Below are 11,381 nucleotides of genomic sequence, written 5' to 3' on the forward strand. Positions count from 1 at the left end.
GGGTGTGGTCGACTGGGTCATGGGGTCCTCCGTGCCGGGTGCTGGCCTGCGGCCGGGCCGAGGCGTATTGCTGCACTTGATATGGGGCAAATCCGCGCCGGGAAAGGCCCAAAGCGACGCAGGGCGGTGCGTTGGCGGCGCAACAGGGCCTCGGGCGGGGGATTGCCATTCGGCTCGGCGCATCGGACAAGGGGCAGGACGTAACCGGGACGGACCCATGGCCCCCAAGCTCGCCTTCGTTGCTAGCGATGCGCCCAGCGCCCGGCAGGCCGCCACGGCGCTGGCGCGCCGCTACGGGGCGGTGGCGGAGGACGATGCGGATGTCATCGTCGCCCTGGGCGGCGACGGCTTCATGCTGCACACGCTGCACCGGACCCAGCACCTGGACACGCCGGTCTACGGCATGAACCGGGGCACCGTGGGCTTTCTGATGAACGAATACGCCGAGGCCGGGTTGCCGGCGCGGCTGGCCGCGGCCGAGGAAGAGGTCATCAACCCGTTGCGCATGCAGGCGGTCCGCACTGACGGCACGACCCATGATGCCCTGGCGATCAACGAGGTCTCGTTGCTGCGCGCGGGGCCACAGGCGGCCAAGCTGCGCATCCATGTGGACGGCCGGATGCGCATGCCCGAACTGGTTTGCGACGGGGCGCTGGTGGCCACGCCGGCCGGGTCCACCGCCTATAATTACTCGGCCCACGGGCCGATCCTGCCCATCGGGTCGGATGTGCTGGCTCTGACGGCGGTGGCGGCGTTTCGGCCCCGGCGTTGGCGCGGCGCGCTGCTGCCCAAGCAGGCGATGGTGAGCTTCGAGGTGGTCGACCCCGACCGGCGGCCCGTGATGGCCGATGCCGACGGCGAATCGGTGCCGGATGTGGCCGAGGTGCGCATCCATTCGGCCGAAGACGTGCGCCACAGGCTGCTGTTCGACCCGGGCCACGGGTTGGAGGAACGGCTGATCCGCGAGCAGTTCGCCTGAGGCCGTCGGCCGCCGCGCCTTGCCGGGCGAGCCCGGCAAGGACGCCCCGCCCGCCGTCCCGGTGTCACTCCGTACCGATCCGCGAAACCGCCACGTCGGCCTGGTGGTCGCGGCCATAGGCGACGAGGGCGACCGACCGGATATCGGCCGGGGCCAAGGGGGGCAGGCGGCCGCCCGCGGCGGTGAAACCGGACAGCGGCAGGGTGATCTCGGCCCAGTCGCGCGGCGCGGTGAAACGGGCCTGGTAGTACTGCCAGGGCAGGCGGGTTGCCGTGCTGCGCAGGTGGACGTAGTAGACTTGGCCGTCGCCGCGCGCGGTGAGGGTCAGGGCGGTCGTGCCGTCGGGCAGGCCGTCGATCTGCTGGCGGGCCTGGATGAAGCCGCCGTTGTTGGCGGTGCTGACCGTGCCGGTCAGGTGCAGGTGCGGCGGGCGGCCGCCGATCACGGCCTGGCCCTGTGACCGGCCGCCCATCACGCCATCGGTGAAGAAGGACCAGCGCGCGGCGGGGTCGTCGGTGAAATCCTCGATCAGCATTTCGGCCCGTCCCGGGGTTCCGGCGAGCAGGGCAAGCAGCAGGATGACTCGCGCGACCATACGCTTCAGCATAGCGGGCTGTCGGGCGCTGTCACCCCGTCGGATATCCGATGGTTTTCACCGCCGCGGCGATCTCGTCGAGGATGGCGGGGTCGTCGATGGTGGCGGGCATCTTGTAGTCCTTGCCATCGGCGATCGAGACCATGACGCCGCGCAGGATCTTGCCCGAGCGGGTCTTGGGCAGGCGGTCCACCACCACCGCCAGCTTGAAGGCCGCGACGGGGCCGATGCGGTCGCGCACGAGGTCCACGCATTCGGTGACGATCTCGGCGTGGGGCCGGTCCACCCCCTTGGACAAGCACAGGAATCCCATGGGCAACTGGCCCTTCAGCGCATCGCTGACGCCGATAACCGCGCATTCGGCCACGTCCGGGTGGCTGGCGAGCACTTCCTCCATGCCGCCGGTGGACAGGCGGTGGCCGGCGACGTTGATGACATCGTCGGTGCGCGCCATGATCCAGACGTAGCCGTCCTCGTCGATCATGCCCGCGTCGCCCGTCTCGTAATAACCCGGAAAGGTGGCGAGGTAGGATTTGCGGAACCGGTCCGCAGCGTTCCAGAGCGTGGGCAGGGTGCCCGGCGGCAAGGGCAGTTTCACCGCGATGGCGCCCAGTTCGCCGGCAGGCAGGGGAGTGCCGTCCTCGCCCAGGATCTGGATGTCGTAGCCGGGCATGGGCACCGTGGGGCTGCCCAGTTTCACCGGCAGCGGCTCGATGCCGACGGGGTTGCCGGCGATGGTATAGCCGGTCTCGGTCTGCCACCAGTGGTCGTAGACCGGCTTGCCGGTCATCTCTCGCGTCCATTCGATGGTGTCGGGATCGGCGCGTTCGCCGGCCAGGTAGATCGCGCGCAGGCCGGACAGGTCGTATTTGCGGACGAACTCGCCTTGCGGGTCCTCGCGCTTGACCGCGCGGAATGCCGTGGGCGCGGTGAAGAAACTCTTGACGTTATGCTCCTCGATCACGCGCCAGAAGGTGCCGGCGTCGGGGGTGCCCACCGGCTTGCCCTCGAAAACCACGGTGGTGTTGCCTTGGATCAGCGGAGCGTAGCAGATATAGGAATGGCCCACGACCCAGCCAACGTCCGAGGCCGCCCAGAAGACCTCGCCCGGGTCGACGTTGTAGATGTTCTTCATGGTCCAGTTCAGCGCCACGAGATGCCCGGCGGTGGGGCGCACCACGCCCTTGGGCTGGCCCGTGGTGCCCGAGGTATAGAGGATATAGGCCGGGTGGTTGCCCTCGACGGGCACGCAACCGGCCGGTTCCACGCCGTATTGGAAGCCGTGCCAGTTGACGTCGCGGCCCTCTTCGAGGTGCGCGACCTCCTGTTCGCGCTGGAAGATCACGCAGAACTCGGGCGTGTGCGCGGCCTGGTCGATGGCCCCGTCCAGCAGCGGCTTGTAATGGACGACGCGGCCCGGCTCGACCCCGCAGGAGGCGGCGATGATCGCCTTGGGCTGGGCGTCGTCGATGCGCACGGCCAGTTCGTGCGCGGCGAAGCCGCCGAAGACGACCGAGTGGATCGCCCCCAGCCGCGCGCAGGCCAGCATGGCCTCCAGCGCCTCGGGGATCATGGGCATGTAGATGATGACCCGGTCGCCCTTTTCCACGCCCTTGGCCCGCAGGGCCCCGGCCAGGCTGGCCACGCGGTTGCGCAGCTCGACGTAGGAGATCTCGCGCTTGGTGTGCGTGACGGGGCTGTCGTGGATGATGGCCGTCTGATCGCCACGGCCCTGTTCGACGTGACGATCGACCGCGTTCCAGCAGGTGTTCACCCGTGCGTCGGCGAACCATTCATAGATGTCATCGCCTCGGTCGAAGAGCGCCTGTTTCGGGGCCTCGTCCCAGTCGATGGCCCGGGCCGCCTCCATCCAAAAGCCCTCCGGATCGGCCTTCCAGCCCTCGTAGACCTCGCGGTATCCCATTGTATGCCTCCTCCTTGTGCGTTGGGCCGGGGATAGGGCAGGGGGTGGCCCTGCGGCAAGCCTGCAGGCGCATGCCCGTGGCAATCGGACGCGAAATATTTGCAGACCGCCTGCCGATGCTGAGCCAATATTTGCAAAGTCGCCGGATTCCGCGCCGCACCGGCAAAACCCCATCCCGACCTGCAAAGATGCAAATCACAGGGCCGGGGGCTCATCCGTAGTGCTGCACCGGCGTGCCGGCGAGCGCGGCCATGTTGAGCAGGCCGCGCGCAGTGATGCCCGGTGTGACCACATGCGCGCGGTTGCCCAGCCCCATAAGGATCGGGCCGACCTCCAGCCCGCCGCCCTTGGCCTTGAGGATGTTGCGCACCCCCGAGGCGGCGTCGGCGTGACCGAAGATCAGCACGTTGGCCGCCCCCTCCAGCCGCCCGCCGGGCAGCAGACGCTCGCGCAGCTCGGGGTCGAGGGCGGCATCGACGTTCATCTCGCCCTCGTACTGGAAATCGGTCGCCATCCCGTCGAGCAGGGCGATGGCCGCGCGCAGGCGTTTGCCCGAGCCCTCGGCCTGGTTGCCGAACTGCGATTGCGAGCAGAAGGCGATCTTGGGTTCCACGCCGAAGCGCCGGGCATGGCGGGCCGCGCCGATGGCGACCTCGGCCAGGTTGTCCGGCGTGGGCAGCGACCAGACATGCGTGTCGGCCAGAAACAGCGGTCCGTCCTCGAGGATCATCATGGAAAGCGACCCGTGCGGGCGATAGCTGCCGTGGCCCAGCACCTGGGTGACGTAGTCGAGATGCCAGCGGAACTCGCCGAAGGTGCCGCAGATCAGGCTGTCGGCCTCGTCGCGCCGGACCATGACGGCGCCGATGGCGGTATTGTTGGTGCGCATGATGGCGCGGGCCAGGTCGGGCGTAACGCCACGCCGCGCCATGATCTCGTGGTAGGTGCCCCAGTAGTCGCGATAGCGCGGGTCGTTTTCCGGGTTCACGATCTCGAAGTCGCGGCCCGGGCGCACCACCAGCCCGGCGCGTTCGCAGCGCGCCTCGATCACCTCGGGGCGGCCGATCAGGATGGGCTTTTCCGGGGTTTCCTCCAGAATCGCCTGCGCCGCGCGCAGCACGCGCTCGTCCTCGCCCTCGGCAAAGACGATACGGCGGGCGGCCTGGCCGGCGGCCTCGAAGACCGGCCGCATCAGCAGCGCGGACTTGAAGACACTCTCGTTTAGGGTCTGCTTGTAGGCCTCGATGTCGGCGATGGGCCGGGTGGCCACGCCGGTTTCCTGCGCCGCGCGGGCCACGGCGCTGGACACCACCGCCGACAACCGCGGATCGAAGGGCTTGGGGATCAGGTAATCGGCCCCGAAGGTCAGTTGCTCGCCCTTGTAGATGCGCGCGGCCTCGGCGCTGGTGGTCTGACGGGCCAGGTCGGCGATGCCCTCGATGCAGGCGATCTGCATGGCGTCGTTGATCTCGGTCGCGCCCGCGTCCAGCGCCCCGCGAAAGATGAAGGGAAAGCACAGGACGTTGTTGACCTGGTTGGGAAAATCGCTGCGCCCCGTGGCGATGATGGCGTCGGGGGCGACCGCGCGCGCGGCGTCGGGCAGGATTTCCGGCGTCGGGTTGGCCAGGGCGAAGATGATCGGGCGCTCGGCCATGCGCCCCACCATCTCGGGCGTCAGAACGCCGGGGCCCGACAGCCCCAGGAACAGGTCGGCGCCGTCGATGACCTCGTCCAGCGTCGCCGGATCGGTGCCCTGGGCGTAGGCGGCCTTTTGCGGGGTCATGTCCGTCTCGCGGCCCGCGTGGACAAGCCCCGCGATGTCGCACAGCCAGACATTCTCGCGTCGCATGCCGAGTTTGAGCAGCATGTTCAGGCAGGCGATGCCGGCCGCGCCGCCGCCGGTGCTGACGACCTTGATGTCGGCAAAGGCCTTTCCGGCCACGCGCAGCGCGTTGGTGGCCGCCGCGCCGACGACGATGGCGGTGCCGTGCTGGTCATCGTGAAAGACGGGGATGTTCATCCGTTCGCGGCAGATCTGCTCGACAATGAAACAGTCGGGCGCCTTGATATCCTCCAGGTTGATGGCCCCGAAGGTCGGTTCCATCGCGCAGACAAGCTCGGCCAGCCGCTCGGGGTCGGCCTCGTCCAGTTCGATGTCGAAACAGTCGATCCCGGCGAATTTCTTGAACAATACCGCCTTGCCTTCCATCACCGGCTTGGCGGCCAGCGCGCCGATGTTGCCCAGCCCCAGCACCGCCGAGCCGTTCGAGACCACGCCCACCAGGTTGCCGCGCGCGGTGTAGTCCAGCGCGCTCGTCGGGTCGGCCTTGATCTCGCGGCTGGCCTCGGCGACGCCGGGCGAATAGGCGCGGGCGAGGTCGCGGCCGTTGGCCAGCGGCTTGGTCGCGCGGATCTCGAGCTTGCCGGGCTTGGGCTCGCGGTGATAGGCGAGCGCCGCGTCGCGCAGCGAGGTCTCGGTCTTGTCGGCCATGTCGTGCCCCGTCTCGTTGCCTGATCTGTGCCGGGATCAAACGACGCCCAACGCGCGTCCCGGCGGCGCGGCCCCTCCCGCACAATGCCATCAAGCATCAACAGGCCCGGTCTTGCAAATCCGAATGCGCCGTGGGCGCGTGCGACGGCTTGCATCGCCGGCGCCCTCGGCACACTCTGCGGGTCGGAGGAGTGCCCGATGCCGCTTGTCGACGACGCCCGCGCCGTGCGCGAAAATGCCTATGTGCCCTATTCCGGTTTCAAGGTCGGCGCGGCGATCCGCGCGGCCAGCGGCGCGGTCTATCGCGGGGTGAACGTGGAAAACGTCGCCTACCCCGAGGGCACCTGCGCCGAGGCCGGGGCCATCGCCGCCATGGTCGCCGCCGGTGACACCGCGATCGCCGAGGTCGCGGTGATCGCCGACAGCCCGGTGCCGGTGACGCCATGCGGCGGCTGTCGCCAGAAGCTGGCCGAGTTCGGCGCCGCCGATGTCCCCGTCACCCTGGCCACGACCGATGGCGGGGCGGTCCGGACGACGATCGGCGACATGTTGCCGGGCAAGTTCGACACCCACCAGATGAGCCGGAGCTGAGCGCATGGACGCCCGCGCCATCATCGCCGGGTTGCGGCACGGCCGCCCGCCGTCCCGCGCCGAGCTGGCCTGGTTCGCGCGCGGGCTGGCCGACGGCGCGGTGTCGGACGCGCAGGCCGGGGCCTTTGCCATGGCCGCCTGCCTCAACGGGCTGGGCGAGGCCGGCCGCGTGGCGCTGAGCCTCGGGATGCGCGACAGCGGCGACGTGCTGGGCTGGGACTTGCCCGGCCCGGTGATGGACAAGCATTCGACGGGCGGCGTGGGCGATTGCGTCTCGCTGATCCTGGCCCCGGCGCTGGCAGCCTGCGGGGTTTTCGTGCCCATGGTCTCGGGCCGGGGGCTGGGGCACACCGGCGGCACGCTGGACAAGCTGGAGGCGATCCCGAGCCTGTCCACCAGCGTGACCGAGGCGCGGTTCCGCGCCATCACCGCCGGTGTCGGCTGTGCCATCGTCAGCGCCACGGGCAACATCGCCCCCGCCGACCGCCGCCTTTACGCCATCCGCGACGTCACCGCGACGGTAGAGAGCGTGGACCTCATCACCGCCTCGATCCTGTCCAAGAAACTGGCGGCGGGGCTGGAGGGGCTGGTGCTGGACGTCAAGTGCGGCTCCGGGGCCTTCATGAAAAGCCCGCAAGAGGCGCGCGCCCTGGCCGATGCGCTGTGCGAGACGGCCAACGGCGCCGGCACACCCGCGGCGGCGCTGCTGACGGACATGTCCCAGCCGCTGGCCCCGGCGCTGGGCAACGCGGTCGAGGTCGCCCTCTGCATGGAGGTGCTCTCGGGCAACCGCGCCGCTGCCCCGCGCCTGCACGATCTGACCGTGGCACTTTGCGCGCGGGTGCTGGCGCTGACGGGCGAGGACTCGGCCGCGGCAACCGCCCGCGTGGAGGGCGCCATCGCCAGCGGCCACGCGATGGAGATTTTCGCGGCGATGACACACGGTCTCGGCGGCCCGCCGGACATGGACAGCGACTGGCGCAGGCATCTGCCCCGCGCCCCCGTGGTGGGCGAGGTCACCGCCCCGCGCGCGGGCCACGTCGCCGCCATCGACGGCGAGGCGTTGGGCCTGGCCGTGGTCGGCTTGGGCGGCGGCCGGCAGGTCGAGAGCGACCGGATCGATCCTTCCGTCGGCCTGTCCGAGGTCGCGCCGCTGGGAACGCGTGTCGAGGCGGGCGACCCGCTGGCCGTGATCCACGCCGCCGACGAGTCGCGGGCCGAAGCTGCCGCGCAGGCGGTGCGCGCGGCCATCACCATCGGCCCGGTCCCCACGCCCGCCGACCTGATCCTCGAAAGGAGGGGCCCATGACCCGCGCGTTCCTGATCGTGATCGACAGCGTCGGTATCGGCGGTGCCCCCGACGCCGACCGGTTCTACAACGACGGCGTGCCCGACAGCGGCGCCAACTCCATCGGCCATATCGCCGAGGCCTGCGCCGGGGGCCATGCCGAGGACGGGCGCAGCGGCCCGCTGCACATGCCCAACCTGGCGGGGCTCGGGCTGGGCCATGCGCTGGAGCTGGCCAGCGGTGTGACCGCCCCGGCCCTGATGGCCGCCCCCGCCGGCGCCTGGGGCACGGCGACCGAGGTCAGCCCGGGGAAGGATACGCCTTCGGGGCACTGGGAACTGGCCGGGGTGCCGGTGCCCTGGGACTGGCATTATTTCACCAGCGCCACCGACAGCTTCCCGCCCGACCTGATCGACGCGGTCAAGGCCCACGCGGGTACCGAGGGCATCCTGGGCAACTGCCACGCCTCGGGCACGAACATCATCGACCAGCTGGGCGAGGACCATATCCGCACGGGATGGCCCATCTGCTATACCTCGGCCGACAGCGTCTTCCAGATCGCCGCGCACGAGGAACACTTCGGCCTCGACCGGCTGCTGGACCTGTGCCGTGACCTCGCCCCGCGGCTGCACGCCATGAAGGTGGGCCGGGTCATCGCGCGGCCCTTTATTGGCGCGGCGGGCGATTTTACCCGCACCGCCAACCGCCGCGACTTCGCCATCGCCCCGCCCGCGCCGACGCTGTGCGACTGGGCGCAAACGGCCGGGCGCGCGGTGCATGCGGTCGGCAAAATCGGCGACATCTTCTCGATGCAGGGCATCGACGAGGTCCGCAAGGGGGCCGATACCGCGCTTATGGGCCACCTGTCCGACCTTGCGGCCGAGGCCCCCGCGGGCGCGCTGGTCTTTGCCAACCTGGTGGAGTTCGACAGCATCCATGGCCATCGCCGCGATGTTTCGGGTTATGCGCGCCACCTGGAATGGTTCGACGCGGCGCTTGGCCGGCTCATGGCGCAGCTGCGCGCGGGCGACCTGTTGCTGGTCACCGCCGATCATGGCAATGATCCCACGTGGGTGGGCACCGACCACACCCGTGAACGGGTGCCGGTGCTGGCCCACGGGCTGGGGGCGCGGGCGCTGGGGCACATGGCTTTCAGCGACGTGGCCGCGCTGGTGGCCGATCACCTTGGCATCGAGAAGGGCGCGGCATGACCTATCGCGACATCCCCAAGGTGGAACTGCACCTGCACCTGGAGGGCGCCGCGCCGCCCGCCTTCATCCGCGGGCTGGCGCAGGAAAAGGGCAAAGACCTGAGCGCGATCTTCACCGCCGACGGCGGCTATGCCTACCGCGATTTCGCGCACTTCCTGCAAGTCTACGAGTCCGCTTGCACGGTGCTGCAGACGCCTGAGGACTTTCACCGCCTGACCCGCGCCGTGCTGGAAGAAAGCGCGGCGCAGGGCGTTGTCTATTGCGAGGCCTTCCTGAGCCCGGACTTCTGCGGCGGCGGCGACCTGGCCGCCTGGCGCGACTACCTCGCGGCCATCGAGGAGGCGGCAGACGCGGCCGAGGCGCGCCTCGGCATCACCCTGCGCGGTATCGTCACCTGTATCCGCCATTTCGGCCCCGACAAGGCCAGGCCCGCCGCCCGCTGTGCGGTGGAAACGCAGGGCAGGTTCCTGCGCGGCTTCGGCATGGCCGGGGCCGAGACGGTGGGCCGGCCCGGTGATTTCGCCTGGGCCTTCGACTGCGCGCGCGAGGCCGGGATGCCGCTGACCTGTCACGCCGGCGAATGGGGCGGAGCGGAGATGGTGGCCGACACCCTGCGCGACCTCGCCCCGGCCCGGGTAGGGCACGGGGTGAACGCCATCACCGACCCGGCGCTGGTCGAAACCCTGGCCGAGCGGGGCACGGTGCTGGAAGTCTGCCCCGGCTCCAACGTCTTTCTGGGCGCGACCGGCGGCTGGCCCGACCACCCCATCAAGCGGTTGCGCGATGCCGGCGTCAAGGTAACGGTCTCGACCGACGATCCGCCCTTTTTCCACACCACCATGACCCGCGAATACGAGATGCTGGCGCAGACCTTCGGCTGGGACGCCGCCGATTTCGCCGCGCTCAACCAGGTGGCGCTCGAGGCGGCGTTTTGCGACGCCGAGACCCGCGCCGCCGTCGCCCGCAAGCTGGAGGCCGCATGACCCGCCTGCCGCATCTGACCCATGTCAAGCACCCCCTGGTCCAGCACAAGCTGACGGCGATGCGCCGGGTCGGCACGCCCTCGAACCAGTTCCGCGGGCTGCTGCGCGAGATCTCGCACCTGCTGGCCTACGAGATCACCCGCGACCTGCCGCTGACCGACGCGCGCATCGAGACCCCATTGCAGCCGATGGATGCCCCGGTGCTGCAGGGCAAGAAACTGGCGCTGGTCAGCATCCTGCGCGCGGGCAACGGGCTGCTGGATGGCGTGCTCGAGCTGATCCCCTCGGCGCGGGTGGGCTTCGTCGGGCTTTACCGCGACGAGGAAACGCTGCAGCCCGTGCAATACTACTGCAAGCTGCCCGACACGTTGGAGGACCGCGTGGTGATCGCCGTGGATCCGATGCTGGCCACCGGCAATTCCTCTGCCGCGGCGGTGGACCTGATCAAGCAGGCCGGGGCGCAGGACATCCGATTCCTGTGCCTTCTGGCCGCGCCTGAGGGTATCGCGCGCATGCAGGAGGCCCACCCCGAAGTGCCCATCGTCACAGCATCTGTGGATGATCGGCTGGATGACCATGGATATATTGTTCCGGGGCTAGGGGATGCGGGTGACCGCATGTTCGGCACCAAATAAGGGAACAATCCCTTTACAAGATTGGTATTCTCCCGCATCCTTACACAAAATGTAGTGGGGGATTCATGGGCAGAGCAGGCCTGATCGCAACCGTGCTGGTCCTGACCGGCGTGATCGGCGGCGCGGCCGGCGCGCAAAACCTGCGTGATCCATCACCGCCATCCGAACAGCCGCCCGCGTCGTTCAGTGGCACGCAATTCGTGGACAGCCGCGGCTGCGTCTACGTGCGCGCCGGGCTCGGGGGTGCCACGAACTGGGTGCCGCGCGTCAACCGCGAGCGCAAGCAGCTGTGCGGCTTCGAGCCGACCCTGACCGCCATGGCCGCGCCGACGCCGGCGCCGCAACCCACCCCCGACAGCAACCAGACAGCCGCGGCCTCGGGCCGGTCCGAGGCTGCGTCCGAGTCGGCCGCCGATCCGACGCCGCGGGTTCTGCGCCAGCCCGGGCCCGAGGTCGAACGGCCCGAACCCCGGCGGCGCATCAGCCGCGCCGAGGCCTGCGCCGGTCGCAGCGGCGTGCAGCCCAACATGATCTCGGCCCGCACCGGCGATCCCGTCGATTGCGGCCCGCCGGAGGCGCCGGCCGCGGCTGCCACGGCGCCGGCGCGGCCGACCTTGACCCGGGCGCAGGCCTGTGCCGGGCGCAGCGGGGTTCAGCCGAACATGATCTCGGCGCGCACCGGCG

The 11,381-nt window shown here is 70.0% G+C and carries 9 protein-coding genes and 1 pseudogene; 7 read left to right on the top strand and 3 right to left on the bottom strand.

Going from position 1 to position 11,381, the window contains the following annotated elements:
* The first annotated feature begins 217 nt into the window (after positions 1 to 217).
* On the top strand, positions 218 to 979 hold the full coding sequence (locus BU124_RS13955) for an NAD kinase (RefSeq protein ID WP_084864183.1): 762 nt from the start codon (positions 218 to 220) through the stop codon (positions 977 to 979).
* A gap of 64 nt (positions 980 to 1,043) precedes the next feature.
* Here the strand turns inward: BU124_RS13955 and BU124_RS13960 are convergent, their stop codons facing one another.
* From BU124_RS13960 to BU124_RS13970, 3 genes are all read right to left on the bottom strand, one after another.
* A complete protein-coding gene (locus tag BU124_RS13960; RefSeq protein WP_143530017.1) occupies positions 1,044 to 1,586 on the bottom strand; it encodes a CIA30 family protein in 543 nt (180 codons plus the stop codon).
* 19 nt (positions 1,587 to 1,605) lie between these two features.
* Positions 1,606 to 3,498, bottom strand: a complete 1,893-nt coding sequence (gene prpE / locus BU124_RS13965; RefSeq protein ID WP_084864184.1) for a propionate-CoA ligase PrpE — start codon at positions 3,496 to 3,498, stop codon at positions 1,606 to 1,608.
* Positions 3,499 to 3,709: 211 nt separating this feature from the next.
* On the bottom strand, positions 3,710 to 5,989 hold the full coding sequence (locus BU124_RS13970) for an NADP-dependent malic enzyme (RefSeq protein WP_084864185.1): 2,280 nt from the start codon (positions 5,987 to 5,989) through the stop codon (positions 3,710 to 3,712).
* Between the two features lie 198 nt (positions 5,990 to 6,187).
* Between BU124_RS13970 and BU124_RS13975 the strand changes: the two genes are divergently transcribed.
* The 6 genes and pseudogenes from BU124_RS13975 to BU124_RS14000 form a co-directional block, all read left to right on the top strand.
* A complete protein-coding gene (locus BU124_RS13975; RefSeq protein WP_084864186.1) occupies positions 6,188 to 6,580 on the top strand; it encodes a cytidine deaminase in 393 nt (130 codons plus the stop codon).
* A gap of 4 nt (positions 6,581 to 6,584) precedes the next feature.
* Positions 6,585 to 7,889, top strand: a complete 1,305-nt coding sequence (locus BU124_RS13980; RefSeq protein ID WP_084864187.1) for a thymidine phosphorylase — start codon at positions 6,585 to 6,587, stop codon at positions 7,887 to 7,889.
* Complete coding sequence (locus BU124_RS13985) at positions 7,886 to 9,079, top strand: phosphopentomutase (protein ID WP_084864188.1); 1,194 nt, start codon at positions 7,886 to 7,888, stop codon at positions 9,077 to 9,079. The genes BU124_RS13980 and BU124_RS13985 overlap by 4 nt, the downstream gene beginning before the upstream one ends.
* On the top strand, positions 9,076 to 10,062 hold the full coding sequence (locus BU124_RS13990) for an adenosine deaminase (RefSeq protein ID WP_084864189.1): 987 nt from the start codon (positions 9,076 to 9,078) through the stop codon (positions 10,060 to 10,062). Before BU124_RS13985 ends, BU124_RS13990 begins: the two co-directional genes overlap by 4 nt.
* Positions 10,059 to 10,697, top strand: a complete 639-nt coding sequence (gene upp / locus BU124_RS13995) for a uracil phosphoribosyltransferase (protein ID WP_084864190.1) — start codon at positions 10,059 to 10,061, stop codon at positions 10,695 to 10,697. The genes BU124_RS13990 and upp overlap by 4 nt, the downstream gene beginning before the upstream one ends.
* Positions 10,698 to 10,762: 65 nt before the next feature.
* Positions 10,763 to 11,381 (top strand): annotated as a pseudogene (locus BU124_RS14000) (SPOR domain-containing protein); the annotation flags it as partial.

Source organism: Salibaculum halophilum (genome assembly GCF_002094885.1).
In the GTDB taxonomy this organism is placed as follows: domain Bacteria; phylum Pseudomonadota; class Alphaproteobacteria; order Rhodobacterales; family Rhodobacteraceae; genus Salibaculum; species Salibaculum halophilum.

Coding starts and splice junctions, on each gene's coding strand:
- BU124_RS13955 (WP_084864183.1), top strand. CDS start 218: ATGGCCCCCAAGCTCGCCTTCGTTGCTAGCGATGCGCCCAGCGCCCGG.
- BU124_RS13960 (WP_143530017.1), bottom strand. CDS start 1,586: ATGCTGAAGCGTATGGTCGCGCGAGTCATCCTGCTGCTTGCCCTGCTC.
- prpE (WP_084864184.1), bottom strand. CDS start 3,498: ATGGGATACCGCGAGGTCTACGAGGGCTGGAAGGCCGATCCGGAGGGC.
- BU124_RS13970 (WP_084864185.1), bottom strand. CDS start 5,989: ATGGCCGACAAGACCGAGACCTCGCTGCGCGACGCGGCGCTCGCCTAT.
- BU124_RS13975 (WP_084864186.1), top strand. CDS start 6,188: ATGCCGCTTGTCGACGACGCCCGCGCCGTGCGCGAAAATGCCTATGTG.
- BU124_RS13980 (WP_084864187.1), top strand. CDS start 6,585: ATGGACGCCCGCGCCATCATCGCCGGGTTGCGGCACGGCCGCCCGCCG.
- BU124_RS13985 (WP_084864188.1), top strand. CDS start 7,886: ATGACCCGCGCGTTCCTGATCGTGATCGACAGCGTCGGTATCGGCGGT.
- BU124_RS13990 (WP_084864189.1), top strand. CDS start 9,076: ATGACCTATCGCGACATCCCCAAGGTGGAACTGCACCTGCACCTGGAG.
- upp (WP_084864190.1), top strand. CDS start 10,059: ATGACCCGCCTGCCGCATCTGACCCATGTCAAGCACCCCCTGGTCCAG.